Below are 25,106 nucleotides of genomic sequence, written 5' to 3' on the forward strand. Positions count from 1 at the left end.
CGCGGCGACCACGTCGTCTTCCCACCCCGATGCCCCCTTCAGCAGCCCGTCCGGCTCTTCCTCAGCCTGGGGCATGCGCTTGGCCGTCTCCTTCCACACTGGATCCCTCGATCAGTCTCAGCACACGAATCACTCTGTGGCTGCCAAGAGTCAGAAGGGGATCGCGGGTGTCGGACCCCATGGTTGGAACGGACGGTACTGCTCGGTGACACTCGCAAGCGGGCCACGAGCGGTCCGCTACGGGCGTACCTCACGGTCGGCTGCGTGGATACCGAAACGGACGCAGTTCAGCTCCGGCGTTCAGCTTTCGAGTGCACTCGTGGCGGCGGAGCCGGTGGCCACACCGGGTGGGATTGCCGGCTGTTCGGCGCGACGTTTGATGCCGTACAGCATCTTGCGTTCCATCACCAGGCTCGCTGGTTCCATCACATAGCGGTAGAACCGGCGGGCGAGGTTCGAGGCACCGGTGAGTCCGATGCGGTTGCGGCTCACCAGCCGGGTGGATTTCCCTGCCGGATACAGCCCGAATGCCCAGACCCAGTGGCCGTCGTCGGAGGCGAAGACCAGCGCGCGCTCGCGTTCGACGGTCGCGGCGCGCATGCGCGGACCCGACTTCCCGAGCGCGAAGCCATCGCCGACCTTCAGGTTCTGGAACTGCGGCAGAATCTGATCGGCGCTGTGCATGTCGAGGCCGAGCAGATTTTCGATCCAGTCGTAGGTGTAAGCGCCGCCTCGGCCTGGACCCAGCTGGACCAGCCAAGGCCAGATGGCGTCGGCACCGGTGTCGATCGTGATCGCCCGCGTCGTGACGATGTCGGCGTCGGCGAGCAACTCGTCGCCGGGCATGGTCCGCGCGATCTCGTCGGCGGCGGCGCCCCAGGTCGAGGACCTGACGCACCAGTGGGCGCCGTAGGCAACGGCGAGGGCCGATGCGCAGGTCACGGCAAATGCTGTTCTTCTCATGTGTTCTGACTTCCATTCGGCGAGCCGATGAGTTGTTCCGAGCACGCGGTCAGGAGATCCGGCTGAGTGGCCGGCGCGGTGTCGAGGGAACGCCCTGATCCGTTACGGGCCGCAGCCGGCCGGGTTCAGCCAGTGAGCAGGAAGCTGCGATATCGCGACCCGAACCGCATGCCTGGTGTTTCTATCCGGAATGTGCGACCAGTACCGGGCAATACGCGTGCTGGACCAGGAAATTGCTGGTGGAGCCGAGCAGCAGGCCGGTGAAACCGCCGCGGCCGCGGTTGCCGACGACGATCAACTGGGCACTGTTCGACCAGTACTGGAGGCGATCGACGGCCCCGCTCAGATACACCTTGCGGGTGACGCGCACATCGGGATACTTCTCCTGCCACCCGGCCAGTCGTTCGGCCAGAATGGCGTCCTCAGCGGTCTCCAGCGCAGGCCCCATCATGTCCGCTCCGAGCTTTTCACCCGCGAATTCGCCGAAGTGCCAGTCACTCCAGGAATGCGTGGCCACCAGCTCGGCGCCGCGGTCGGAGGCTTCGGCGAACGCGGTGGCGATCGCGGCCTCGCTCACCGGGCTGCCGTCGATGCCGACGACCACCGGACCGTCGTTCCTGAGGCCCGATGCGGTGTCGGCGCCGCGGACCACGACGATAGAACCGTGCCCATGTCCGGTGACCGCGAGCAATGTGGAGCCGAGGTGGGCGAAGGCGCCCGCCGTGCCGGTCGCGCCGAGTGCGAGGAGACGAGCGGCTCCGGAGAGGTGGATCAGCAGCTCGGACGGACTCGCCTCGGAAATCTCGGTGGTGATCTCGAGGTCGGGCGCCATTTCGCGAGCCACCCGGTGCGCGTCGGAGATGATCTTCGTTGCCTGTTTGCGCACCGCCTCGATGATCGACGGTGTCATCGCCCGAGAGCCGCCGGGCATCGAGCGCAGTGCGGCGATGTCCAGGCCGTGGGCGAGGTGCAGGGTGCGGCCGCGCCGCGCCGCGACCTGCGCGGCCCAGCGGACGGCCAATTCGCCGCCTTCGGAACCGTCGACACCGACGACCACCGGTGCGGACGCCAGCAGGTGCGGGTCGTTTCCAGATGACATCGTGTTCATGACTGTCGCCCTGCGGATTTCGATGGATCTGCGTTGCGCTCCTGGACGCGGAGGCGGCGGCGGAGGTTGGCGAACTGCCGAGTTTGCATGATCAGGTGGGCGGGCTGGCCGAACAGGAAGTCGGCCACCGCCATGATCGGCCGAGGCGCATCACGCCCGAGGGTGCGCACCACCAGGCGAGTGCGTCCGCCGGGCAACTCGGTCAGGTGGAAACCCCACACTCCCTGGGTGAACATCCGGGGGAGTGGCCCACGTGGGTCGAAGGGGCGGCCGCTGGGCAACGCCAGGTCGCTGCGCAGCACCAACGTCGTCGGGCGATCCGCGATCGCCACCGTGAAGTAGGCGCGTCCGCCGACCGTCGCGTCGACCCGGTCCCCTTCGCGCAGTTCTTGCCACTCCGGTTCGATCCGCATCGAACTCGGTCGGCCGCCGTTGTCCAGACGATCCCAGCTGTACCAGCCGGCGCGGTCGGCGCCCATTTGGACCAGCCAGCTCCAGACCTCCTCCCGAGGCGCCTCGAAGGTCGTTGCCATGGTCGAGCAAGCCGTCGGAGCGGGTACGAGCGTGTCACCGGGGTACTCGGCCGCCGCCTCTGCCGGGGTGGCGCCCCAGCGCAACAACCGATGCCGCAGTCCCAGCGCTGCCGCGCCCGCGGCCAACAGGGCAACGGTCCATCGCATGTGTCGTGTCCTCCCGTCCTGTCTTCGCGCATTCAGCTCAGCAGAACGAGTGTCGTGCCCGACAGGGCCGATGGTCCCGAGAAGTATCGAGCGCTGAGGAAGAAACCGGCTCGCCCGATTGCCTGTGCACAACCGGGGCGTGCCGCCACTGCCAGCGAATTACAGCTTCATCCGAGCGATGCGCGCACCCACGAGCAATGCCGTCACAGTAACAACGCCGACCACGGTCATCAGCCGGTTGACATCGGTCGCTGGACGCCAGCTCACCCGGCCGTCGCGCAACACGTACACACCGACCGGTTTGGCGCCCAGGCCGTATCCCACGCCGGATCCCGCCGGACCGTCCTGGTCGCTGCTGCTCCCACCGCCGCCACCACCGGACACGGCGGCGACGGCGATCACCGTGGTGCCGTCTCGCTCGACCGGCTCGGCCTGGACGCGCTCGACCGTCATGGCATCCTTCGCCGAAGCGAGAACGTCTTCGACCTTCATTGTGTGCTTCCTTTCGCCGCAGTCTCGGCGGACTGCTCGACTGATCGACGCGAATCGCATTCCGTGTCGACGTCGGTCAGGCCGCGGCCCGATCTCGTGCACGGCGGCGTCCACCCGCACGACAGCGCCAGCGCGTCGATCGCCCGCAGGATCATCCAAGCCGCCATGTGACATTGGTGTAGGCGTTGTTGTCTGTGATTCCGCGCACCATCGACTACTACACGGCGCGGACATCGCACGGTTCCACGCTCAGTGCGCTGGTGCACTCGTGAGAGCTGGCACGGGCGAACGTGATCGCGCCGTCGAGTTATTCGATCCCGGTGCTCGGCTCCGACGTCGCCGACATCCAGGGCGGCACCACCGCGGAGGGCATCCACCTCGCCGCGATGGTAGGCAGCGTCGACCTCCTGCGACGCTGCTTCACCGGGATGGAACTGCGCCACGACCGCTTGGTCTTCTGCCCGTACTGGCCCGCCTCGCTCAGCGCCTTGTCCTTCCCGATGATCTATCGCGGCCACCGGCTGACCGTGCGCGTCAGGGGACAGGGCGTCGAGATCAGCTCGGATTTCGGCGCGTCGCCACCGATCGAGATCACCTGCCAAGATCAGACCGCCCGTCTGCCGTCGGCAGCACGGTGCGGCTGGTGAACTCGATTCATGACGCTGCGGATCGACCCGGTTCTCGTGGAGCGACGCGGTCAGCTCTCCGGCCTGGCGATGATCACGGGCACTATGGCCCCGTGCAGCACCGCCTGACTCACCGAACCGAGGGTCATTCCGGCGAAACCGCCGCGTCCGTGGCTGCCCACCACTATCACCTGCGCGTTCGCGCCCACCTCGAGCAGTCGTCGGGCGGGGCGGTCTTCGGCCACTACCCGCCGCACCGGCACCTCCGGATATCGCTCGCCGTATCCGGACAGGCTCTCGGCGAGCAATTCCTCCCCTTCCTGCTGCATGACGGCACGCGAGTCGTAGCGGAAGAACTCCGACCAGGCGTGGACCGCCACCACACCGGTCTGCCACGAACCGGTGGAGACTTACGACAACGGCGTTCGTCACGTCGAGCTTCTGGACCCTGACGGGAGCGGCTTGTCGCTCGCGGAGACTCCGCCGGGGTTCGAGACCGCCTAGGCATTCCGATACCCTTCATGCAGCTCTGCCCTGGCTGAGCCGATCCGACAAGTCAGCCCGTCCGATGTCTGGGGCCCGGTGCGGGCTCGGAAATACTCACCAGGAGGCACCTCGATGAGTACACGGCATCGCTGGATCACCGTCGACGGCATCGAAACCTTCTATCGAGAAGCGGGCCCCGCGGACGGCCCGATCGTCCTACTGCCCCACGGCTACCCCTCGTCGTCGTTCGAATTCCGCGACCTGATGCCCGCACTCGCTGATCGTTGGCGGACGATCGCACCGGATCTGCCCGGTTTCGGCTACAGCGATGCCCCGGCCGACTTCGCCTATACCTTCGATGGCTACTCGGAGTTCCTGCGCCGCTTCGCCGAGGCGCTCGAACTCACCGAATACGTGATCTACCTTCACGACTACGGCTCCCAGTTCGGTATGCGCCTGGCGATCGGCGCACCTGAACGAGTCCGCGGCCTCATCTTTCAGAACGGCGATATCTACGAAGACGAGCACGGACCGAAATACGCACCCCTCAAAAAGTTCTGGAACAATCCCACCGAGCAGGGCCGTGCGGACCTCGCGGCAGCGGTCAGCGAAGCGGGCTTCCGGGGCGAGTTCCTCGGCGAGCTACCCGACCATCTCGCCGATCGGGTGAGCCCGGACCTCTGGAAACTCGCGTGGTCGGTGACGAGCCCACCGCAACGGCAGGCCAACCTTGTGAATCTCCTCGCCGACCAACGCCATACCGTCGCTTGGTTCCCTGTCCAACAGGCCTACCTGCGTGAGCATCGCCCACCGACCTTGATCATCTGGGGCCGCAACGACGGCTACATGCCCGAACCAGCGGCCCGCGCTTACCACCGCGACCACCCCGATGCCGAGCTCCACGTCTTCGACGGTGGCCATTGGCTGCTCGAAACCCACCTCGACGAGGTCGTCCCACTGATCCGAGAATTCCTCGACCGGTTGTAGGTGATGTTGTCCAGGCGAATGTCGACCGCTATCTCGACAGCGCCCGGATCACGGGCAACCAAGCTGGCGAGGAACCCGCACGATTACCCGGGGGGCATCGCCGCGTTCACATCGAGCGTGTGATCGTTCGCCGGCCGTCGCCAACCTGGCGAGGCCGGGCAGCGGCCCCGCTGCTCCGGCGCCAGGCGCGGCGCGGGGCAGCGATCGTAGCGCTCACTGCGGTCGGCCTGTCGGCTCTCGTCGCGGCCCAGTACCGCACCACCTTCGCCGATAGCATGGACTCCGATGCGCTGCGCGCGTTGGCCGAGAACTCCGCCGTGCGCATCCTGTTCGGTGCGCCGCTCGCTCTCGACGATCCCGGCGGGTTCACCGTCTGGCGCACCGGCACCCCGCCCCGGTGCTGTGCGGTGTGTGGGCGCTGCTGACCGCCACCCGGCTCACTCGCGGGGAAGAGGACGCCGGGCACTGGGATTTGCTACTCGGAGGCAGGCTGCGCAGGGTCGACCTGGTCGCGCGCTGCGCCGCCACGCTGTGGCTGGCCGCCACTGTGATCGGAGGCCATCCCGATGCAGCCGAAAGGTCGCATGCCACCCTCGAATTCGCCGGCCCTCATTGACCAGTGACACCGTCACACCAACGGGATTGATGAGCAGGCGGCCTCGGTGAGACCAGAGGTCGACGTCGGCGATGCTGGTTCGGCCCCGTCGATCATCGCGGCGGCGACGAGGTCGGGGCCGAACCGGTCAACTGGACCTACTGTGGCTGATCCAGCGGCATTCGGATCACTTGGCGAGAGCCTTGCCGCCATTCGGAGCCACTGCGAACCATGTCCCCCCGACGCCCTGGCCGAGCAGATCCCCTGGCTTCTTGTCTTTCGAGAAGAAGTACACCGGCCAGCCGCCGATGGTGATTTGGCATGTGCCGTCGGCCCGTTCGATGAACCCGACGAGCTGTGGGTCGACTCCCGACGCGTAGACCGATTGGTCGCGCGTAACGGTCAGCGGCGGCCATGTCACGGCACATTGCCCGGCGCAGTTGGACGCCGACGGCTTCGCGGTGTCCTTGTCGAACCGATACAGCGACCGGCCCGTCCCGTCCGACACGTACTGCCCGACACTGGGATCGCTGGTCACATCGAGCTGCACCGCATTCGCGGTCCCGGCCGGCGCTGCTCCGCCGTAGATCTTCAGCCAGCCCTGCGTCTTCGCGACTGCGGGAGCCTGCCCCGCGGCGGGCGCCAGCGCGGCGGTCACCGTGGTCGACGATGCCGGCTCGGCCGCCGGAACAGCTCGCCCGTCATCGCCACCACAGGCGCTCAGCAGCCCTGCGAATGCGACCACGGTGGCTGCGACCGGCACAGCGGCACGCTGGAATCTTTTGGCCGAGGTCATCTTTCGGTCCCTTTCGTCGCTGTTCAGCGAGGCGCACACTGCATCTCGTCACCTGTACTACGAACTGCCGCGACCATAGGTTCACTCGGTGCGCCGCCCCGGCGGTGTGCGCTGCGTCATAGCTGCGGCGCCGAGGTGCCCTCGCGGACCTGCCACCCGCTGCACGCTTGGATCGACCACGTCTGCGCCCTGGCCATCTCGCCGGCCATGAAGCGCTTCTGTGCCGACATGTCGATCGACTACTGGGCCGTCGGCGGCCACTCGTGGCCGTACTGGAAGGCCGCTGCCCCAATCCTGGCCCTCTCTGCAAGCAGGCCTCGGCGTTCGATGGGACGCCGACAAGTTTCGAGTGCTTCCGCGTCCAGCGCTGCACCGGTGAGGCCGCACGCCTCATGTCCGCGCTCACCACCGAGCTGCTCGGGATCCGGCTGCACGGGCTCGGGGTCGAGACCACCGGCCTGAGCCGCTCCAGGGCGCTGCTGTCGAGTGCGGACTCGATGGCCTGGTCCTACTGCGCTCGCCGCGAACGCCCGCTGCCCGCCGCAGCCGGACGCGCGGATCCACCCCGCCGGAATATTGGCGGACTATGGTCCGTTTATGGGATTGGGTGACATAGACACTACTGAGAGATGGGGCTCGACCGTGGAACTGGGACTCACGACATTCGCCGAGCTGTATCCGATCGGCGATCGGCCCGCACCGACCGCGGGCGAGCGCCTGCGGGAGGTGGTCGAGGAGGCCCTCGCCACCGAGCGGGCCGGGCTCGATGTCTACGGTGTCGGCGAGCACCATCGAAAGGACTTCGCCGCATCCGCACCCGCCGTCGTGCTGGCCGCGATCGCGGCCCGTACCGAACGGATCCGGCTGACCAGCGCGGTGACCGTGCTGAGTTCCGACGACCCGGTCCGCGCGTACCAGGATTTCGCGACGCTGGACGGGCTCTCGAACGGCCGCGCGGAACTGATGGCCGGGCGCGGTTCCTTCACCGAGTCCTTCCCGCTGTTCGGCTATGACCTGTCCGACTACGACGCATTGTTCGAGGAGAAACTGGCGCTGCTGCTGCACCTGCGCGAGGACCGGCCGGTCACCTGGTCCGGCCGATTCCGGGCACCGCTGCACGAGACCACCGTGTACCCGCGCACCGACAACCGGCCGCTGCCGGTCTGGATCGCGGTGGGCGGCAGCCCCGAATCGGTGGTGCGCGCCGGACTGCTCGGCCTGCCGCTTGCCATCGCGATCATCGGCGGCCAGCCCGCCCGGTTCAAGCCGCTGGTCGAGTTGTATCACCGCGCGCTCGCCGAGGGCGGGCACGAGCGGCAACCGGTGGCGGTGCACGCGCACGGCTATATCGCCGACACCGACGAGGAAGCCATTGCCGATTTCTACGAGCCGTACGCGCGTGCCATGAGCGTCATCGGCCGCGAACGCGGCTGGGGGCCGATGACCCGCGCCCAGTTCGACGGCCTTCGCTCCAAGGAGGGTTCGCTGTTCGTCGGCACGCCGGACTATGTCGCCGAAAAGGTAGCCGACATCCGCGACACCCTCGGGCTCGATCGGTTCATGTTGCACACCAGCGTTGGCACGCTGCCGCACGAGAAGGTCCTGCACAACATCGAGTTGCTCGGCGCGAAAGTGACCCCGCAGGTCCGGTGAACCCCGCCTGGTGCGGGCCGGTCGGCCCGGCCGACTCACCCGCATCAGGTCGGCTCGGCCGATCCGGAACACTCCCGCGACCGGCCATATCGAGTACCCCGCGCCAAAGGTCAGCGGCGCCACGTGCGCACCCCGCGCTGGGTCGATTCGTCGGACCGTTCCCGATCGATGCCGTGGGGGACGACGGGAGGCAGAGCCGGTCGAGCTACTTTCCATCCGGTTCGGGCTGGACGGCGACCGGCGTCGGGCGGAGTCGATCCAACTGACATCCCCCAGCAGACGATGCATTTCGATCCAGCGGCCACGCGGACCGTCCCCCTCCCCCGACCACCCGAAGTTGTTCCGCCCGCAAGCCCGCTGGGCACGCTCGTCTTCTTCTCGAACCCGCACGGCGACCCTCGAAAAGCCCTGCCGCCATGCCCAATCCACCACCGATCGGATCAAGCGGTCCGCGACATCACGACCGCGGGCTTCCGGCACGACGAACAGCGAGGCAGCGAGGCCAGCTGGACGGTATGCGCATCTTCGTACGCCGTCGCGACCATCTTGCCGATCGGTACGCCGTCCTGGAAAGCGACGAACGCAGCCAGCGATCGCTGCACGCCGTCGCGCCATTCATCGGAGGAAACGTGCGCGCCTGCTCGACCGTGGCCTCGAACGCCTCAGGCGCCGAGGCAAGCGCTGTCAGCGTAATCGTGCGATCCTGCCGCCAGTCTTCCGGCCTCAGCTGGCGTATGTCCACCGGAGGCCGCTGGACCACTTCGGGCGATGCAGACCTCTCGAGCCACCCGTCGGCAGCCGCAGCCGGGACGCAAGCCGTTTGAAGGTCAGCCAGTCCCCAACAATGGGAAGTTCGCTGACATTGCCAAGGGTTAGCGTCATCGGCAGCTACCCTGCCGTAATTGCGATTCGACGCGTAGTTGCCCACCTGTCAGGTGACTAACCCGATCCGTATGTCGGCAATAGCTGGACACAGATAGTCCTCCGGCGGTGAACTACTCCGCTGAGGGACCACGATTTGCCGCGTAGTCAGTATTTCGCGAGCAACAAGTTTAGGGCGGCTCGTGCCTCGGATCGATACATCGGCTCTGATACCGGGGTTCTGTGCGGGCGACTCGGTGAATCCTGCTGCTCGACAGGCAGAAGATGCGACGATCGCATGGCTGTGGCGGGTTGGTTTCCTCGTCACGCGGGAGCAGGAAGCGCATCTGCGCTCGTTCGAGTTCGGGCTATATCACGGGCTCGCCACTCCGGATGTGGACTATGAGCATCTCGTGCTCGGCTTGATGTGGTTCTGCTGGGGCTCACTTGCTGACGACCAGTACGACAACTACGACTGGGGCGAGCGGAAGGGCCGTGTGGCCGGCGTCGTGGGCGCCATGCGTGCGATCGTAGACGGCGAACCTCCTGACGGAGGGGTGTCCAATCCGGTGCTCGCCGGTCTCGCGGACTTCTGGCCCCGCCTCGTCGCTGGACTATCCTGTCACCGTAGGCAGCGGATCGCCGAGCACTTCATGGATTACATGGAGGCGGTGATGTTTCAGAACACCTACCATGCTGCTGGTCGACTCCCGGACTTGGCGACATTTCTTACTATGCGCCGCCACACCATCGCGATGATTTTTCAAGCCGATGTTCTCGCAGTGGTCTGCAAACTGCGGATCCCCAACGTGTTGTGGGACAGCTACCTGTTCCGGCAGCTTGTTTTGTGTTTCGCCGACGTCACTGCGTGGCACAACGATGTGTACGGATTGGAGAAGGACATCGCCGACGGCCAAACCTGCAATATGGTTCGGGTGGTCGAGGCCACCGAGAACTGCGGCCTCGACGAGGCGATAGAGCGAGTGTTGAAGCGTGCCGAACAGCGCCAGCAGCTGCTTGTGGAGCTGCAGGGCCGGCTACCCGAACTTGCTCGCCGGCTCGATCTGCCGCCCGAAGCCGCAGATCACGGCATTCAGCTGGCCTGGGCCTTACGTCGCTACATATATGCAAACCTGGTATGGGTTCACCGAACCCGCCGCTATGACCTCGATCGCCCGCGGATCCGCGGAACATTCGACGATCTCATCACCCCACCCGACCGGACCGAGTCGTGATGGACGACCTTCGATCGGTTCCCGCCGCGCCGGGCCGCCTACCTGTACTCGGCCATCTAGCAGCGTTGCGACGCGATCCCTTCTACTTTGTCGAATCGCTGCGCGCGGTCGGCGATATCGTCCGCATCGACCTGGGCAACTGGCCGGTGTACATGTTGACGACACCGGAACTGGTTCGGGAGGCGTTGACCACCCGATCTCACAGCCTGGCAAGAGGCCGGATCTACGAGCGGGCCCGCACGTTGTTCGGCGACGGCCTGGCCACGTCCGAGGGCACGCCGCACCGGCAGCGGCGACGACTCGTTCAACCAGCATTCCACCAGCAGCGAATCGCCGACTACACCGAAGCGATGCGACGCCATACCGACGCTCTCGTCGCCTCCTGGAAGCCGGGCCAACAGATCGCGATCGATCGGGCGATGCACGAGTTGACCCTTCGCATCGTGGCAGACGCGTTGTTCTCCGCCGATCTCGACTCGACAAGCGTTGCCGAAGTTGAACTCCACGTCCCGATCATCATGGGTGGCATCGCATCCCGGATGGTCACTCCAAGGTCTCTGGACCGTTGGCCGATACCCTCGAACAGGCGCTTCGACACCGCGGCGGCGCGGCTGCGCCAGGTGGTCGAGGAGTTGATCGGCGCCCGCCGTCGCTGGGATCATGACCGCGGGGACTTGCTGGCGATACTGCTGGCGGCGCGGGATGCGGACAGCGGCGAGGCGATGTCCGACGCGCAGGTGTGCGATGAAGTCATTTCGCTGCTGATCGCCGGGACCGAAACCCCTGCCATCGCTTTGGCCTGGGCATTCCACGCGCTGGCCGATCACCCTGAGGTCGAACAGCGGCTGCACGCCGAGATCGACGCAGTCATCGGGGAATCGCCGATCAGTAAGCACACCATCACCGAGCTGGAATATTCAGGCCGGATCCTGAACGAGATACTGCGCCTTCACCCGGTTCTCGTGTTCACCCGGCGCGCGACAACTCAAACCGTCCTCGGCGGATGGCGCATTCCACCGGGTACCGAAATCGCGTATAGTCCCTACGCGCTTCACAGAGACCCCCGCGTATACCTGGAGCCAACACGGTTCGACCCCGATCGTTGGCTGCCCGATCGTGCTGTATACCTACCACCGCGAACGTTCAATCCGTTCGGCGTCGGCCACCACAAATGCATCGGCGATACCTTCGCCTGGACCGAATTGCACATCATAATGGCCACCATAGCCCGCCGTTGGCGGCTACACCTCGCCGAAGGACATTCTGTCCGACAGGTCGTCGCTGAAGTGCCTCGCCCCAATGCTCTGCCGATGATCGTCCAACCTCGCCTACCGTGATCCCGGCGGTGCGGACTCGCAACGGTGGCGAGATTCCAGGGGCACACCTACTGGCTGGCCGGGCATGGGGGGCGTCGGCGCGGAAGCGGGGGCCCGCAGCTCCGCCTTGGCACGCGAACTCGCCCCCCTACGATTCCGCGTCACCAGAAAACTCGGTTCGGGCACTGTGATCAAGGGGTTTTGGTTGTGCATCTTGATGTCTGCTGGCATGCGACGTTGTAATCTCGTGGGTCGCTCGACCGGGTAGCCGGGTGGTCTGTCAGTCGTCGAGTGGAGCGAGTATGCGGTGGATCGCCGGGCTGTAATCGGTGCGCGCCGGCGCGCGAAGCCTGTTCGAATCGGCCCAAGCGCAGGCTGCGCGCAACGCGTCAGAGGCATCCAGTCCGATCAGTTCCTCGACCCAGTTTGCAATGATGACCGCAGCGTCGACGACGGCTACGTCGTCCGCGATCAGCGGCCCGAGCCAGGACAGTCCGCCGTCGTTGGCCCCGAATGCCAGATCTATGGCAACCAACGCCCACCGAGCAGCATGATCCTCGGGAGTGTGTTCGAGCCGCTGCTGAGCGTACTCCTGCAATTTGTACACCGTGGTCAAGTGGTTGGTCTTCTGCCAGAACGGATCATCGCGTGGCAGTTCGTCCAGTGCACGCAGCCCGTCCAGCAGTACTTGCACCATGCGCTCCGCAAACGCCGGGCATCCGGCGTCCTGTCCGCTTTGCCTGAGGCTGTCGACAGCAGCACGTATGGACACCTGTCCGAACGACTCTGCGGTTACAACCTCGGGTTCGGCCTCATCACCGTTACCGATCATGAACACCATCATGCGAGATCTTCAGAATGACTTGAAATCGTCATGCGCGGATATTCGTCTGCGCCTGTCGGCGCAGATGTGCTGGTCGATGGTACGGGCGAGTCGGCGGATGAGGCCGTGTATCGAGGCGATATAGGCCATCGCTTCGTGGTGGTCGGGCGGGTTTTCGTAGTCGCGGACCAGGCGGCGGTGTTTGACCAGCCAGCCGAAGGACCGCTCCACGACCCAGCGACGGGGCAGCACCTCGAACCCGGTCGTGGTGTATCACTCTGTACACGGCCGGTATCGGACGCGGAGTATCGCCTCTGCTTGTGTCGCGCCCTCAGGGGCGGCCGGGCGGATTGGTGAGGTGTCCAGAGCCGTCGAACCGAGAAGGTGTGCTGCCCTCTCCGGCTTTAGCGTTGGCGGAACTCGTGCGTCGTCGAGCAACTGGATCGATGCCGGTAGACGAACGCGATGGTAGGAGGAAACCGAGCGATGAAACGAAGTCACGACGTCGATGCCGGACCAGCTGCCGCGCCTGTTGCCGATTCGGTGCGAATACGCGCGGTAATCGGAAAGCTGCGCCGCTCGATGGTGCACGCGCTCGTCGTGCCGGCGGCGGTGTTCGCAGTGACCGCGGGCGTGCTCACGGCGGCAGCGCCCGCAAGGGCCGATGCCGCGTCGATCACCGGATCGTGGGCGGAGGACGACCGCACGGTGCAGTTGCGGGTGCATTCCGCGGCGATGCGTCAGGACATCATGGTGAAGGTGCTGCGCCCGGCCGACCGTTCGGCGCCACGGCCGACGCTGTATCTGCTGAACGGCGGCGGTGGCGGGCAGGACAGCGCGACCTGGCAGAAGAACACCGACGTGCTGCGCTTCCTCGCCGACAAGGACGTGAACGTGGTGCAGCCGGTGGGTGGGCGCTGGAGTTATTACACCGATTGGCGGGAGCCTGATCCGAAACTCGGTGTGTACAAGTGGAAGACGTTCCTCACCGAGGAGTTGCCGCCGCTGATCGATGCGGAGTTCGCCACCACGGGGGTGAACGCGATCGCGGGCCTGTCCACCTCGGGCACCTCGGTGCTGCAACTGCCGATCGCCAAACCGGGTCTGTATCAGGCGGTCGCGGCCTACAGCGGTTGCGCGCAGGTCAGTGACCCGATCGGCCGCGAGTTCGTGAAACTCGCCGTCGAGAGCTGGGGCGGCGGCGACACCGAGAACATGTACGGCCCACCCGAGGACCCGATGTGGGCCGCCAACGACCCGTACCTGCACGCCGACCAACTCCGCGGCACCCGCCTGTTCCTGTCCACCGGAACCGGCGTCCCGGGCATGTACGACGCCTACAACGGCGCTTACACCCAGCCGGGGCCGCGCGGGTACCTCAACCAGCTGGTGCTGGGCGGTGTCATCGAGGCCGCGGTGAATTGGTGCACCCACAACATGCGGGACCGCTTGAACGCGCTCGGCATCCCCGCTACGTACGACTTCCAGCCCACCGGCACCCATTCGTGGGGCTATTGGCAAGAGGCGCTGAAGAATTCGTGGCCGGTGCTGGCCGACGGATTGGGGCTGCCGCACTGAATCCCGCGGCCGGTCGGCCGAGCCGTTGGCGGATACTGGCTCGCATGACCCACGCCCTGGTCGACTTCCGATCCCTTCCGGTCGAGTTGCGTCCGTACCTGGACGGTCTCGTGCGGCGCGCCCGCTCGGTCTGCGGACCTCATCTGGTCAGTGTGTTGGCCGTGGGGTCGATCGCGCTCGACGAGTACCGGCACGGGCGCAGCGACGTCGACGTGGTGATGGTCGCCGACCCGCAACTTCCGGCGCGGGCATTGCGTGAACTGGCCGAGGCGCTCGCGCACCCTGCCCTTGCCTGCCCTGCGGCCGGGCTGGAACTGGTGATGTACGGAGCGGATTTCGCCGCCGAACCGTCCGGCGCGGCCGGTTATCTCATGGACCTCAACACCGGTCCGATGTTGCCGAACCGGGTCAGCTTCGATCCGTCGGAGTCCTCGGCGTTCTGGTACGTCATCGATCGTTCCATCGCTCACCAGGCCGGGCGCCTCCTGCACGGCAAGCCCGTGCGGGAGGTCATGGCAGCCCCGTCGCCACGCGACGTGTACGCCGCGCTGCAGGCTTCGGTCCGTGAGCACGCCGGGGGAGAGGGGCATCTCGGCGACAACCGTGTACTGAATGGTTGCCGGACGGCATCGTTCTGCCGGACGAGCCGCTGGCTGGCCAAACGCGGGGCTGCACAACTGATCGCGGCACAGGAGCCAGATTTCCGCCCCCTCATCGAAGCGGCGCTGCTCAGCTTCCTGCGACCCCGCTCGGCAGCACTGCACCTGCCCAGCACGGACGTCCGGGCTTTCCTCTCCTGGGTGCAGGACCGCGTCGGCGAAGCGGCGAACCGCCCGGCAGCTGGTGATCGCCGGGGAGACACGGGCTCCCTCTGACGAAAAAGCCGCGGATCCTCCGCCCTCGCGAGCGGGCATGCAGACCCGACCAGAGTTGAACATGTTGTTACTTCGATATGCGCATTTAGGCATCGAATCTCCACAAGTCACATGACTCGCAGGAGAGCCGGGGGCGCTACTTCCGCTCGTCGGCCCTGAAATGCACCAATACCGGGACGTCGTCGGCCCAGGGCTGGCGGGTCACCATGTCTGCGACGCGTACTTCTCCGCGTTCGAACTCGCCGGTGGCGGCGTCGACGAGGCGGTATTGCTGGGTCTGCTTGTGGATCGGCTGGGCGTCGAGCAGCACGACGCGGACCTCACCGGGTTCGAAGTGGCAGCGCCGGTGCATGGCGGCGACGAGTTGCTCGTTGTGTAGATGGCCGTCGCCGAAGTTCCACCCGAAGGCGGTGCTGCAGATGCGTTCGCCGTCGGTGATGGTGTACTCGTCTTCGCGGCCGGGCGGCATGGCGCGGTGGACGAGCGTGAACAGCGCGCGGCCGTGGGTGTTCATGGCCCGGAAGGCATATCCGAGATACTGCGGGATCTGCGCGCGATCCTTGCCGTAGAACCGCTCCAGCTGGGCCTGCGGCATGCTCGCGATGGCGACGATGTGTTTGCCGATCTTCTCCGCGGCCGAAGGCTTGACGCACCACATCGTGGTGTCCCAATTTCCTGCGTAGTAGCGCATACCGGGCAGGAAGGAGATCTTGCGCGGGACGAGGTTTCCGGCGATCACGATGCCCGCCACCGCCACGAACAGCACCGCCACCGGCACCGGGCTGCCCACGCTGCCGAGACCGAGGTCGGCGTGGGCGACGAACAACGTGGCGATCCCGAAGATCATGAAGACGTTCCACTCCAACGGCACGCCCATGGGTATGGCGGTCAGGATCGTCAGATGGAAGCACACCATCACGAGCGCCGCGATCGCCGTCGGCCACCCACCGTGGGAGAAGAACAGCACCGGCGGAACGCACAGCTCGACGGCGGTGCCGCCGTGGGCGAAGACGCGGGACAATCGCCCCGGCCGCAGATCGTCGGGGAAGCGTTCGAAGAACGCGCGCTTGAGTGGTTTCGGCCGGAACACCGGACTGTTGGACATCATCGTGGAGACCACGAACGGGAAGTGCTTGTTGAGTTTCGAGGTGGCCGCGCCCATCCAGATGACGACGAAGACGACCTTCGCGGCGACGATCGAATCGGCTCCCGGGAGCAGGAAGGCGACCGTGAGGGTGGCGTAGACCTCGCCCCGGGCGGCGAGGAAGATCGCCTTGTCGCGCAGGCCGAGTACCGCCAGCAGGCCGAGAATCGTGGCGATCTGCCAGTGCGGCAGCAATCCCACGCTGGTATCCAGTTCGGGGATGGGGCCGGTGCCGTCGGACAGCACGGCGACCGTCGTCACCGCCAGCAGCGCCGCGTACAAGGCGACGTCCACCGGTGTGCGGTTGTCGCCCTCGGTGAACGGTACCCGGCGGGGCCATGGTGGCAGCCGAATGGTGTTGGGGCGCAGCCAATACAGGATCGAGCCGAACGGCGGGAAGTACCGATTGTTCAACGGCCCGAATCCGCAGCCCAAGCCCACCACTTCGAATAACAGCGTGTACAGCACGATCTTCTGGAAGACGATCGGCTCCGACCACCAGGCTCCGACGTCGGTGAATCCGTCGATACCCGCGGTGGTCAGCACGACGAGCCAGCCGCCGAGCACATAGAGGCAGATCTTCCCGACGTAGAACAGGTGCAGCGCCACGGGCGTCCCGAAGCCCACTTCGGCCCAGTGCCGGGCCATGGGCCGGATGCGTTCGGCGCGTGTGCCTTTGCTCCATTCGGTCAGGTCGACCACCGGCAGGTCGGGCTCGAGAAACCCCATCAAGCACGCTCCGATCGAGAACGCCGGGGGCGCGGGCCGAGCCCCGAGGTTCCCGATACGGTGTCAGGTACTGCAGTCGCTGTCAACGACTTCCTCCGGTGCACGTCGGCGGCGACAGTCCGGCAAGATCGAAGCCATGGAGCCGACCCCGCGAGTGCCACTACCTACGAGCATCGACGAGTTCCGCGTGCTCGCGCACTCCCGCCTGGCCGAGTTCCCGCGCGTCGAAGTGGCCGACGCGCCCGGTACGCGTCGAGCCGCGGTCGTGCTGTGCGTGGTGGAGCAGCCGGATGGGCCGCTGTCGGTGATCGTGATCAAGCGGGCCTACCGGGGCCGCAACGCCGGTCAGTGGGGACTGCCCGGCGGCCGCCTGGACGAAGGCGAGACCGCCGAACAAGCCGCGTTACGTGAACTGCACGAAGAATTGGGCCTGCTCGCGCGGCCCGAAGAGCTGCTCGGCGCGCTCGATGACTTCCCCGCCGCATCCGGTTTCGCGATCACCCCGCTGGTCCTGGCGCTCACCGACGCCACGCGGTTGCGGCCGAACCCGGACGAGGTCCATTCCGTGCACTTCGTCGACCTCGCTCGGCTCGCCGCCGAGGACACTCCGCGCTGGGTCCGGCCCGAGGACGCGGTGCGGCAGGCTGAGCTGCGCGACGACGTGGCGCCTGCCGATGCGGCAGGCCTGTTGCAGATGCGGCTGGGCCCGAAGATGACCATTCACGCTCCGACCGGCGCGCTGCTGTGGCAATTCCGGGAAGTCGTTCTGCTCGGCACGAGCCCCGCCGCCGCTCGCGTCGCGCACTTCACCCAACCGGATTGGACCCATCGCTAGGCCGCCGGGGTTGTCCCGGTCTCCCGCCTGTCGTGCGGGAGGTTCACCGAGCGGACCGTCGCGCGCGGCACCGCACTCGGCCTGCTACCTTGAACGTCGTTCAAGTTATATGCGGAGGGTTGTCGTGGAAGGTGTCGAGAACTCTCGGGAGCCGAGGGTCGCTGTTTCGGCGCGAGACATGGCGCAGATCGCCGTTTTCGCGGCGCTGATCGCGGCGCTGGGTTTGCCCGGCGCCATCACCGTCGGATTCAGCGGGGTGCCGATCACCGTCCAGACCCTCGGTGTCATCCTGGCCGGTGCGGTGCTCGGAGCACGCAAGGGCACGGCGGCGGTGCTGGTCTTCCTGGCGCTGACGATGATCGGCCTGCCGCTGCTGTCCGGCGGCCGTACCGGCCTGACGGCGCTGGCTGGTCCCAGTGCCGGATACCTGATCGGCTGGGTTCCCGCGGCGCTGTTCATCGGACTGTGCACCGCTCGCATCCTGCCGAAATACCCGATCGCGCTCGGCTTGCTGATCAACGCCGTCGGTGGCCTGGCGATCATCTACTTCTTCGGCACCGCGGGCCTGCTGGTGCGCACCGATCTGGGAGTCGGGGCCGCCGTCACCACCAATTGGGCGTTCATTCCCGGCGACCTGCTCAAAGTCGTCGTCGCGAGCGTGGTGGCCAAGGGAGTGCACCGCGCATACCCCGGTCTGATCCGTGCCTAGTCCCGAACTCGGCGGCGCGGACGACGCGCCTGCCCTCGACGTCGGCGGCAGGCGCTACACCTACCGCGACCTCGACCGCGCGATCGAGCGGTGTATCGACCGCGATCCGGACGCGACCGTGGACGACGCGTCGGACCTCCCGGTCGCGGACGCGCTGATCCGCGTCTGCGCCGCGGCCCGCCGCGGCATCCCGGTCCGCGTCGAGGATCCCGCCGCTCGGCCGCACCGCCCAGGTATCCCGCCCGGGGCGTTTCTCCTGGTAGCGACCTCGGGCTCGACCGGTCGTCCCCGGCCGCTCGCGCGGACGGCCGCCTCCTGGTACGACAGCTTTCCCGCCTTCACCGTGATCACCGGCGTCGTACCGGACGACCGCGTGCTGATCACCGGCCCGCTACACGCGACCATGCACCTGTTCGGCGCGCTGCACGCGCTGTGGCGCGGCGCGTGTGTCACCGACGACCCGGCGCGGGCCACCGTCGTGCACGCGGTGCCCGCGGTACTGCGCGAGGTGGTGCGCACCTGCCCGCGCCTGCGCACCGCGATCGTCGCGGGCATCGCGCTGGACGACGGTGCGCTGGCGGCGGCCGCGGGCATCGACGTCGTCGAGTACTACGGCTCCTCGGAGGTCTCGCTCGTCGCGGCGCGCCGCGTACCCGAACCGATGCGGCTGATCGACGGAGTCGAGGCCGAAGTGCGCGACGGACTGCTCTTCGTCCGGTCGCCCTATCGTGTGCTGGGCGCACCCGACTGGCTCGGCGTCGGCGATCTCGCGGAACTCGGTGCGGACCGCGAGTTGACCGTGCTCGGCAGGGGTGACTGCGCGATCAACGTCGGCGGCACCGTGGTGGTCGCCGAGGATGTGGAACGCGTGCTGGAATCGCTCGACGGCATCGTCGCGGTGGCCGTGATCGGCTCGCCGCATGCCGTCTTCGGTCAAACCGTCACGGCCGCCGTGCAATTGGAGCACGGCGCCGGACTCGGCGAGATCCGGTCGCGAGCACGTCGCGTCCTGGCCAAGGAGGCGATGCCACGCCGCTGGGTGCCACTGCCCGCCCTGCCGAGGACCGCGGCCGGAAAGGTGGCCCGGGGGCGGCTGAAAGACTTGCTGACATGAGTCCCGTCCCCGTTCTGGTAGCGCCGTATCGCACGCCGATCGGCAACGCGGGCCACGGATTCGCGAACCTGACCGCCACCGACTTGGCCGCTCCCGTGCTGCGCGCGGTGCTGACGTCGCTGCGCGGCGCCGGCATCGACGCCGAGGTGGACGACGTGGTGCTCGGCAACTGCCTCGGACCAGGCGGAGATCCGGCCCGGGTCGCCGCGTTGCGGGCGGGACTGGGTGTGCATGTCCCGGGCGTCACCGTGGACCGGCAGTGCGGGTCGGGCCTCGACGCGGTGATGCAGGCGGCGTTGCGCGTGCGCAGCGGCGCGGACGACCTCGTCCTCGCCGGCGGGGTCGAATCGGCGAGCACCGCTCCGTGGCGCTTCTGGCCGCCGGTGGGAGACGCCGGCCCCGTGCGCTACACCCGCGCTCCCTTCGCGCCGCCGGGATTTCCCGATCCGGACATGGGGGTGGCCGCCGACGATCTCGCCCGAGCGCGCGGGATCAGCCGGGAGCGGCAGGACGCCTACGCGGCCCGCTCGCACACCCGCGCCGCGGCCGCGGACTTCGCCGCGGAGATCGTGCCGATCGGCGACGTGCACCGCGACGAACGCATCCGTCCGGGCATGACCGCGACCCGGCTCGCGCGTCTGCGCCCCAGCTTCGGCGCCGACGGCACGGCCACCGCGGGCAATTCCTGCGGCGTCTCCGACGGAGCCGCGGCTATGGCGGTCACCACCGAGGCGCGGGCCGCCGGGCTGCCCGCGCTGCGGATTCTCGGCTGCGCGGTCGCCGGGTCCGACCCGGCGTATCCCGGCCTCGGTCCCGTGCCCGCCATCCGTAAACTGCTGCGCCGCACCGGTGTCGGCGTAGCCGACCTGGGCGTCGTCGAGATCACCGAGGCGTTCGCGTCGGTGGTGCTGGCGGTTGCGGACGAGCTGGGTCTCGACGAATCCACGATCTGCCCGCAGGGCGGCGCCATCGCGATGGGTCACCCCTGGGGCGCCTCGGGAGCGATCCTGCTGGTGCGGCTGGCGAGCCAGATGCTCCGTGCGGACGGCCCGGCGCTCGGGCTCGCGGCCTGCGCCATCGGCGGGGGACAGGGGATCGCCGTACTCGTGGAGCGCGTGTCGTGAGTGAGATCGTCTTCGAGTCGGTGAGCCACCGCTTCGGTGAGCGAGAAGTATTGCGCGACATCAGCCTGCGGATCACCGAACGCCGCGTCGGCATCATCGGGTCCAACGGTTCCGGCAAATCGACGTTGGCGCGCATGATCAACGGCCTGCTGGCGCCGAGTTCCGGGACGGTCACGGTCGACGGCGTGGACGCCTCCCGCAAGGGCGCGCTGGTACGGCGGAAGGTGGGGTTCGTCTTCACCGACCCCGATACGCAGATCGTGATGCCGACGGTCGCCGAGGATCTCGCCTTCTCCCTGCGGCGCAGCGGGTTGAGCAAGCCGGAGATCGCGGCGCGCGTCGGGGAGATCCTGGAACGATTCGGGCTCGCGGCGCACGCCGAACACCCCTCGCATCTGTTGTCCGGCGGCCAGAAACAGTTGCTCGCCCTCGGCGCGGTCCTGATCCGGCGGCCGGAGGTGATCGTCGCCGACGAGCCGACCACACTGCTGGACCTGCGCAACGCCAGGATCGTCGCGGGCGCGCTGGACGCCGTCGGCCAGCAAGTGATCGTCGTGACGCACCAGCTGTCGCTGCTGGAGAGCTTCGAACGCGTCATCGTGATCGATGACGGTGCGGTGGCGTTCGACGGAACGCCCGGCGACGCCGTCGCGGCCTACCGGGCGGCGGTCGAATGATCGGGCTCTACCGTCCGGGCGATTCCCCGCTGCACCGGCTGCCCGCCGGGGTGAAGCTGGTGCTGCTGCTGGTGTCGATCGTGGCCGCCACGGTGTTCGTGCGGACTCCGCCGCAGGTGGCGGGCGCCGCCGGTGCGGTGGCGGGGCTGTTCGCGGTGGCCGGGATCCCGTGGCGAGTCGCGCTGGCGCAACTGCGCCCGCTGGTGTGGATGCTGTTGCTCATCGGCGTGTTCCAGGTGCTGTTGACGTCGCCGGCGCGGGCCGCGGTGGTGTGCGGCGTGCTGGTGATCTCGGTGGCGCTCGCGGCGCTGTTCACCCTCACCACGCGAGTGAGCGACATGCTGGACGCGGTGACCCGATGGCTGCGGCCGCTGCGCGGGGTGGGTGTCGACCCCGAGCGGATCGGATTGCTGCTGGCGCTGGCCATCCGATGTGTCCCGTTGCTGGCCGGGATCGTGCACGACGTCGCCGAGGCGCGGCGCGCTCGCGGCCTGCAGTGGTCGATGACGGCACTGGTCACGCCGGTGCTGGTGCGGGCGCTGCGGACCGCCGACGCGATGGGCGATGCCCTCGCCGCGCGGGGAGTGGACGATGCCTGAACTGCTCGCCGCGCGGATCGCCCGGCAGGCCGCGGCGAATCCGGCCGCGACCGCGGTGATTTCGGGACGCGAACGGGTCGGCTACGAGCGTTTCTGGTCGAAGGTCCTCCGCGTCGCCGCCGGGCTCGACGGCATGCGGCGGGTGGCCGTACTCCCCACCTCCGATGTCGAATCGCTGGTCGCGGTGACGGCGGCGATGCACGCCGGGGTGAGCGTCGTGCTGCTGCATCGTCATCTGCTGCCCGCCCAGCTGAGCCGGGTGCTCGCGCTGGCCCAGCCTGCGGTCGTCGTGGCCGCGCCGCACCAGCATCGGCGGTTGCGGCGCCTGGGATTCGACGCGACCGTACGGACCGCCGCGACACTGGAATCCGCGGGCTCGGTGCGGCCGGTGGACCCGGGCGCCGAGCTGCTGGTCGGGATCACCTCCGGCACTACCGGCGAGCCGAAGCTGTTCGTGCGCGACCACCGGTCGTGGGCCGCCACGCTCGATCGCTCCGACCGCACCTTCGACATCGGCGCCGGTGATCGGGTGTCGGTACCCGGCGTGCTGGACCACACGCATTTCCTGTACGGCGCGTTGCACGCCCTGACCCGGGGCGCGACCGTCGACCTGCGGCCGGTGGCCGATGCGCTCAACGACGGCGCGACGCAGCTGTATTCGGTGCCGACGATCGCGTGGGACGTGGTGCGTGCGGGGATCGGCCCGGTCGGCAGCGTCCGGGAAGTGCTGTCCTCGGCGGCCCGGTGGCCGCGCACGGGGCGGCGAGCGCTGCACGAGGTGCTGCCCAACGCCTCGCTCGTGCACTTCTACGGTGCGTCCGAGTTGAGCTTCGTGTCCTTCGACCGCGGGCTCGGTAGCGCCGACGAGAAGGCGGCGGGCGAACTCTTCGACGGTGTCGATGCCGACGTGCGCGACGGACTGGTGTACGTGCGCAGTGACATGCTGTTCGACGGTTACCTCACCGCCGAGGGTGTGGTCGGCGGGCCGGTCGACGGCTGGATGACCGTCGGCGATCGCGGCGAGGTGACCGGCAGGCGTCTCCGGTTGCTCGGCCGGGAGAGCGAGATGTTGATCCGGGCGGGTCTCAACGTGGAACCCGCCGCGGTCGAAGCGGCGCTCACGGCGATACCGGGTGTCGCCGAGGCCGCCTGCATCGGCGTGCCCGACGCGCGGATGGGGGAGGCGCCCGCGGCGGCGATCGTAGTAGACGCGAGCGCGCCGGGTGCCGAGGAGATCTGGCGGCGGCTGCGCGCGAGTCTGCCGAGCCCGAGTATGCCGGTGCAGGTTTCGATCGTGGACAGCCTGCCGCGCACGCCGCGGGGCAAGCTCGACCGTTCGGCGTTGGCCGCGACGCTGGCGGCGCAGCGCCGTGGCGGGGCCGGGCGCTGACCACAAGAGGCCGGTGATCGTCAGCCGATGCCGGCGGCGCACGCGGGATTCGTCGCGGCGTGCGCCGGCCGACTCGGTGCTATGGCATCGTGCGCAGGGAACTGTTCTGCCCGCTGTCGTCAGTGTGGTCCCCCGGCACGGAGCGGATCAGCGGCTCCGGCTGGACGTCGTCACCTTCTCGCTGGACCGCCGAGTCCGCGGTCGCCGCTGGGGGCTGCACCGGCGACGAGCCGAACCATGTGGCGTAGAACGTGATCGCCAGCGCACCGAGAGCGCCGAGGATCAGGATGCCGGACGGGAGGGGGTGCGCGGCCATCTCGAGGGCGAAGAACCGAATGCACAGCAGGACCCCGGTGCAGACGGCGACGCCCATGGCCACGAGGCGGACGCGCCCGCGATCCCAGCCGCGGTCCGGATCGCGCAGCGCGGATTCGACCGTCAGGCACAACGCCGCGCCCACGACCAGGTCGACGCCGTAATGGGCGCCGAGGCCGAGCGTCGCGACAAGGGTGCACACCAGCCAGAACGCGCCGCCCCAGCGCAGCCACAGCGGGCCGCGCCGCGAGTGGATGAACAGCGACAGCGCCCAGGCGGTGTGCAGGGAAGGCATGCAGTTGCGCGGGGTGATGCCGTCGAAGCGCAGCGCCTCGATGGAGGGGGGCACCGCAGGAACGACATTCGGCCAGACGTCGTCGATCTCGAAGCCAAGCCCCTGCGGTCCGTACGCGAGCACCGGCCCCACCACCGGGAAGACCACATACCAGATCGGCCCGACCACGCCGAGCGTGAGGAACGTCCGCACCAGGTAGTGCCGTGGCCACGCGCCGGTCGTCACGCCGCGCAACTGCCAGGCCGCGACGAGGACGGCCGCGAGCGGGAGTTCGAAGTAGACCCAGCGCACCACGCCCGACGCCAGCGGTCCCGCCGCGTCCAGTGCCTGCCCGGCCAGCCATGACGGATTGCCGAGGACGTGATCGGCGACTTGCACGTACGGATCGAGCACCATCGGGCGCGCCCACGCGGTGATGTCCAACCAGATCTCGCTGATCTTGGTCGCGCAGATCAGCAGCGCGCCGAAGGCGATGGTGCGTAACGCCGTTCGGCGGCGCTGCCCGTCCCACCGCACGAACGCCAGCACCGCCAGTGCGGTCAGCACGATGGTCGGACCGTTGCCCACGGTGAACGGCCGTCCTTCGGCCGCCCTGATCACCACGAACAGCAGGTCGATGGCGATCGCCGCGGCGACGGCGCCGACACGGGCGCGCACCGTGATCCCGACCAAGGCCAGCAGGAATCCGGCCCACGGTGTGGTCGCCGACTTCGGCGTACCGGCATAGTCCCGAAGCAGGCTGGTCAACGGACCCAGCGCCCCGATATGCGCGGCCATGAGCTCGCCGCCGACCAGCGCGAGCACGATGGCCGCGACGCCGCACCACACGGTCACCGGCCGGAACCGACGCTCCCGAAGTTCTTCGATACCCACTCGCTCGCCCTGTGGGGTCGAGGTTCCTCGCACGTCGTTCACAAGCACCGAGACATCGTAAACACGACATTAACGGCGCATGTACGGGGAGATGGGCGAGCGAGCGCCGCCGCGGCGGATGGCACGGAACATGCCACCGGATAAGCCGAACTCGCTCGAGGCCGATACCTTCTCGCGGGTCGGTGCGCGCGCCGCGCCCGGTCGCCGTCTGCCCGGTGGAGCGGTCTG

General features: G+C 67.9%; 24 protein-coding genes and 4 pseudogenes. 17 read left to right on the forward strand and 11 right to left on the reverse strand.

What is annotated here, in order from left to right:
• Window positions 1-300: 300 nt before the first annotated feature.
• The 4 genes from ACWEKR_RS29600 to ACWEKR_RS29615 all read right to left on the reverse strand — a co-directional run bounded on the left by ACWEKR_RS29600 (window position 301) and on the right by ACWEKR_RS29615 (window position 3,243).
• Window positions 301-831 carry an SRPBCC family protein gene (locus ACWEKR_RS29600; RefSeq protein ID WP_452357244.1) on the reverse strand — a complete coding sequence of 177 codons (531 nt, stop codon included), beginning with the start codon at window positions 829-831 and terminating at the stop codon, window positions 301-303.
• A 313-nt stretch (window positions 832-1,144) separates the two neighbouring features.
• Complete coding sequence (locus ACWEKR_RS29605) at window positions 1,145-2,071, reverse strand: universal stress protein (protein WP_452357245.1); 927 nt, start codon at window positions 2,069-2,071, stop codon at window positions 1,145-1,147.
• Window positions 2,068-2,751, reverse strand: coding sequence for a hypothetical protein (locus ACWEKR_RS29610; protein WP_452357246.1), 684 nt, complete (start codon window positions 2,749-2,751; stop codon window positions 2,068-2,070). Before ACWEKR_RS29610 ends, ACWEKR_RS29605 begins: the two co-directional genes overlap by 4 nt.
• 159 nt (window positions 2,752-2,910) lie before the next feature.
• Window positions 2,911-3,243 carry a spore germination protein GerW family protein gene (locus tag ACWEKR_RS29615; protein ID WP_452357247.1) on the reverse strand — a complete coding sequence of 111 codons (333 nt, stop codon included), beginning with the start codon at window positions 3,241-3,243 and terminating at the stop codon, window positions 2,911-2,913.
• A gap of 197 nt (window positions 3,244-3,440) precedes the next feature.
• Here ACWEKR_RS29615 and ACWEKR_RS29620 point away from each other — a divergent pair.
• A pseudogene (locus ACWEKR_RS29620) lies at window positions 3,441-3,863 on the forward strand (glycosyl hydrolase family 65 protein); the annotation flags it as partial.
• A 77-nt stretch (window positions 3,864-3,940) separates the two neighbouring features.
• Here the strand turns inward: ACWEKR_RS29620 and ACWEKR_RS29625 are convergent.
• Window positions 3,941-4,252: pseudogene (locus ACWEKR_RS29625) on the reverse strand (universal stress protein); the annotation flags it as partial.
• 235 nt (window positions 4,253-4,487) lie between these two features.
• Here ACWEKR_RS29625 and ACWEKR_RS29630 point away from each other — a divergent pair.
• The 3 genes from ACWEKR_RS29630 to ACWEKR_RS29640 all read left to right on the forward strand — a co-directional run bounded on the left by ACWEKR_RS29630 (window position 4,488) and on the right by ACWEKR_RS29640 (window position 5,958).
• Window positions 4,488-5,342: an alpha/beta fold hydrolase gene (locus tag ACWEKR_RS29630; protein WP_452357248.1), complete on the forward strand. Its 855-nt coding sequence runs from the start codon at window positions 4,488-4,490 to the stop codon at window positions 5,340-5,342.
• A 275-nt stretch (window positions 5,343-5,617) separates the two neighbouring features.
• Entirely contained in the window at window positions 5,618-5,767 is a 150-nt protein-coding gene (locus ACWEKR_RS29635) for a hypothetical protein (protein ID WP_452357249.1), read from the forward strand.
• Window positions 5,740-5,958, forward strand: a complete 219-nt coding sequence (locus ACWEKR_RS29640) for a hypothetical protein (RefSeq protein ID WP_452357250.1) — start codon at window positions 5,740-5,742, stop codon at window positions 5,956-5,958. Before ACWEKR_RS29635 ends, ACWEKR_RS29640 begins: the two co-directional genes overlap by 28 nt.
• Before the next feature lie 166 nt (window positions 5,959-6,124).
• On the opposite strand, the gene ACWEKR_RS29645 is transcribed toward ACWEKR_RS29640, so the two are convergent.
• The gene (locus ACWEKR_RS29645; RefSeq protein ID WP_452357251.1) at window positions 6,125-6,772 is read right to left on the reverse strand and encodes a hypothetical protein; all 648 of its coding nucleotides are present in this window, start codon (window positions 6,770-6,772) and stop codon (window positions 6,125-6,127) included.
• A gap of 224 nt (window positions 6,773-6,996) precedes the next feature.
• Between ACWEKR_RS29645 and ACWEKR_RS29650 the strand changes: the two genes are divergently transcribed.
• Window positions 6,997-7,344, forward strand: coding sequence for a deazapurine DNA modification protein DpdA family protein (locus tag ACWEKR_RS29650; RefSeq protein ID WP_452357252.1), 348 nt, complete (start codon window positions 6,997-6,999; stop codon window positions 7,342-7,344).
• 31 nt (window positions 7,345-7,375) lie between these two features.
• Window positions 7,376-8,386: an LLM class flavin-dependent oxidoreductase gene (locus tag ACWEKR_RS29655; protein WP_452357253.1), complete on the forward strand. Its 1,011-nt coding sequence runs from the start codon at window positions 7,376-7,378 to the stop codon at window positions 8,384-8,386.
• A 360-nt stretch (window positions 8,387-8,746) separates the two neighbouring features.
• Here ACWEKR_RS29655 and ACWEKR_RS29660 read toward each other — a convergent pair.
• A pseudogene (locus ACWEKR_RS29660) lies at window positions 8,747-9,001 on the reverse strand (GNAT family N-acetyltransferase); the annotation flags it as partial.
• 503 nt (window positions 9,002-9,504) lie between these two features.
• Here ACWEKR_RS29660 and ACWEKR_RS29665 point away from each other — a divergent pair.
• Window positions 9,505-10,482, forward strand: a complete 978-nt coding sequence (locus ACWEKR_RS29665) for a terpene synthase family protein (protein ID WP_452357254.1) — start codon at window positions 9,505-9,507, stop codon at window positions 10,480-10,482.
• Window positions 10,482-11,819, forward strand: a complete 1,338-nt coding sequence (locus ACWEKR_RS29670; protein WP_452357255.1) for a cytochrome P450 — start codon at window positions 10,482-10,484, stop codon at window positions 11,817-11,819. Before ACWEKR_RS29665 ends, ACWEKR_RS29670 begins: the two co-directional genes overlap by 1 nt.
• A gap of 259 nt (window positions 11,820-12,078) precedes the next feature.
• Here ACWEKR_RS29670 and ACWEKR_RS29675 read toward each other — a convergent pair whose 3' ends face one another.
• Window positions 12,079-12,642 carry a hypothetical protein gene (locus tag ACWEKR_RS29675; protein WP_452357256.1) on the reverse strand — a complete coding sequence of 188 codons (564 nt, stop codon included), beginning with the start codon at window positions 12,640-12,642 and terminating at the stop codon, window positions 12,079-12,081.
• An 84-nt stretch (window positions 12,643-12,726) separates the two neighbouring features.
• Window positions 12,727-12,885 (reverse strand): annotated as a pseudogene (locus tag ACWEKR_RS29680) (IS5 family transposase); the annotation flags it as partial.
• Between the two features lie 318 nt (window positions 12,886-13,203).
• Here ACWEKR_RS29680 and ACWEKR_RS29685 point away from each other — a divergent pair.
• On the forward strand, window positions 13,204-14,199 hold the full coding sequence (locus ACWEKR_RS29685; protein ID WP_452357300.1) for an alpha/beta hydrolase: 996 nt from the start codon (window positions 13,204-13,206) through the stop codon (window positions 14,197-14,199).
• Window positions 14,200-14,243: 44 nt separating this feature from the next.
• Entirely contained in the window at window positions 14,244-15,074 is an 831-nt protein-coding gene (locus ACWEKR_RS29690; protein ID WP_452357257.1) for a hypothetical protein, read from the forward strand.
• A 136-nt stretch (window positions 15,075-15,210) separates the two neighbouring features.
• On the opposite strand, the gene ACWEKR_RS29695 is transcribed toward ACWEKR_RS29690, so the two are convergent.
• Complete coding sequence (locus ACWEKR_RS29695) at window positions 15,211-16,947, reverse strand: DUF3556 domain-containing protein (RefSeq protein ID WP_452357258.1); 1,737 nt, start codon at window positions 16,945-16,947, stop codon at window positions 15,211-15,213.
• A 136-nt stretch (window positions 16,948-17,083) separates the two neighbouring features.
• On the opposite strand from ACWEKR_RS29695, the gene ACWEKR_RS29700 reads away from it, so the two are divergent.
• From ACWEKR_RS29700 to ACWEKR_RS29730, 7 genes are all read left to right on the forward strand, one after another.
• A complete protein-coding gene (locus tag ACWEKR_RS29700; protein WP_452357259.1) occupies window positions 17,084-17,782 on the forward strand; it encodes an NUDIX hydrolase in 699 nt (232 codons plus the stop codon).
• A gap of 178 nt (window positions 17,783-17,960) precedes the next feature.
• Window positions 17,961-18,491: a biotin transporter BioY gene (locus tag ACWEKR_RS29705; RefSeq protein WP_228830548.1), complete on the forward strand. Its 531-nt coding sequence runs from the start codon at window positions 17,961-17,963 to the stop codon at window positions 18,489-18,491.
• Complete coding sequence (locus ACWEKR_RS29710; RefSeq protein ID WP_452357260.1) at window positions 18,484-19,605, forward strand: AMP-binding protein; 1,122 nt, start codon at window positions 18,484-18,486, stop codon at window positions 19,603-19,605. The genes ACWEKR_RS29705 and ACWEKR_RS29710 overlap by 8 nt, the downstream gene beginning before the upstream one ends.
• Window positions 19,602-20,729, forward strand: coding sequence for a thiolase family protein (locus ACWEKR_RS29715; protein ID WP_452357261.1), 1,128 nt, complete (start codon window positions 19,602-19,604; stop codon window positions 20,727-20,729). The genes ACWEKR_RS29710 and ACWEKR_RS29715 overlap by 4 nt, the downstream gene beginning before the upstream one ends.
• Complete coding sequence (locus ACWEKR_RS29720; protein ID WP_452357262.1) at window positions 20,726-21,406, forward strand: energy-coupling factor ABC transporter ATP-binding protein; 681 nt, start codon at window positions 20,726-20,728, stop codon at window positions 21,404-21,406. The genes ACWEKR_RS29715 and ACWEKR_RS29720 overlap by 4 nt, the downstream gene beginning before the upstream one ends.
• Complete coding sequence (locus ACWEKR_RS29725; protein WP_195091093.1) at window positions 21,403-22,005, forward strand: energy-coupling factor transporter transmembrane component T family protein; 603 nt, start codon at window positions 21,403-21,405, stop codon at window positions 22,003-22,005. The genes ACWEKR_RS29720 and ACWEKR_RS29725 overlap by 4 nt, the downstream gene beginning before the upstream one ends.
• Complete coding sequence (locus ACWEKR_RS29730) at window positions 21,998-23,395, forward strand: AMP-binding protein (protein WP_452357263.1); 1,398 nt, start codon at window positions 21,998-22,000, stop codon at window positions 23,393-23,395. The genes ACWEKR_RS29725 and ACWEKR_RS29730 overlap by 8 nt, the downstream gene beginning before the upstream one ends.
• A 79-nt stretch (window positions 23,396-23,474) precedes the next feature.
• On the opposite strand, the gene ACWEKR_RS29735 is transcribed toward ACWEKR_RS29730, so the two are convergent.
• Window positions 23,475-24,926 (reverse strand): DUF5933 domain-containing protein, encoded by a 1,452-nt coding sequence (locus ACWEKR_RS29735; RefSeq protein ID WP_452357264.1) that lies wholly within the window; start codon window positions 24,924-24,926, stop codon window positions 23,475-23,477.
• Window positions 24,927-25,106 lie beyond the last annotated feature (180 nt).

This window comes from Nocardia sp. NPDC004573 (assembly GCF_053602135.1).

Coding starts and splice junctions, on each gene's coding strand:
- ACWEKR_RS29725 (WP_195091093.1), top strand. CDS start 21,403: ATGATCGGGCTCTACCGTCCGGGCGATTCCCCGCTGCACCGGCTGCCC.
- ACWEKR_RS29670 (WP_452357255.1), top strand. CDS start 10,482: ATGGACGACCTTCGATCGGTTCCCGCCGCGCCGGGCCGCCTACCTGTA.
- ACWEKR_RS29605 (WP_452357245.1), bottom strand. CDS start 2,071: ATGAACACGATGTCATCTGGAAACGACCCGCACCTGCTGGCGTCCGCA.
- ACWEKR_RS29730 (WP_452357263.1), top strand. CDS start 21,998: ATGCCTGAACTGCTCGCCGCGCGGATCGCCCGGCAGGCCGCGGCGAAT.
- ACWEKR_RS29610 (WP_452357246.1), bottom strand. CDS start 2,751: ATGCGATGGACCGTTGCCCTGTTGGCCGCGGGCGCGGCAGCGCTGGGA.
- ACWEKR_RS29675 (WP_452357256.1), bottom strand. CDS start 12,642: ATGATGGTGTTCATGATCGGTAACGGTGATGAGGCCGAACCCGAGGTT.
- ACWEKR_RS29715 (WP_452357261.1), top strand. CDS start 19,602: ATGAGTCCCGTCCCCGTTCTGGTAGCGCCGTATCGCACGCCGATCGGC.
- ACWEKR_RS29700 (WP_452357259.1), top strand. CDS start 17,084: ATGGAGCCGACCCCGCGAGTGCCACTACCTACGAGCATCGACGAGTTC.
- ACWEKR_RS29635 (WP_452357249.1), top strand. CDS start 5,618: ATGGACTCCGATGCGCTGCGCGCGTTGGCCGAGAACTCCGCCGTGCGC.
- ACWEKR_RS29695 (WP_452357258.1), bottom strand. CDS start 16,947: ATGGGGTTTCTCGAGCCCGACCTGCCGGTGGTCGACCTGACCGAATGG.
- ACWEKR_RS29615 (WP_452357247.1), bottom strand. CDS start 3,243: ATGAAGGTCGAAGACGTTCTCGCTTCGGCGAAGGATGCCATGACGGTC.
- ACWEKR_RS29690 (WP_452357257.1), top strand. CDS start 14,244: ATGACCCACGCCCTGGTCGACTTCCGATCCCTTCCGGTCGAGTTGCGT.
- ACWEKR_RS29685 (WP_452357300.1), top strand. CDS start 13,204: ATGGTGCACGCGCTCGTCGTGCCGGCGGCGGTGTTCGCAGTGACCGCG.
- ACWEKR_RS29705 (WP_228830548.1), top strand. CDS start 17,961: ATGGCGCAGATCGCCGTTTTCGCGGCGCTGATCGCGGCGCTGGGTTTG.
- ACWEKR_RS29630 (WP_452357248.1), top strand. CDS start 4,488: ATGAGTACACGGCATCGCTGGATCACCGTCGACGGCATCGAAACCTTC.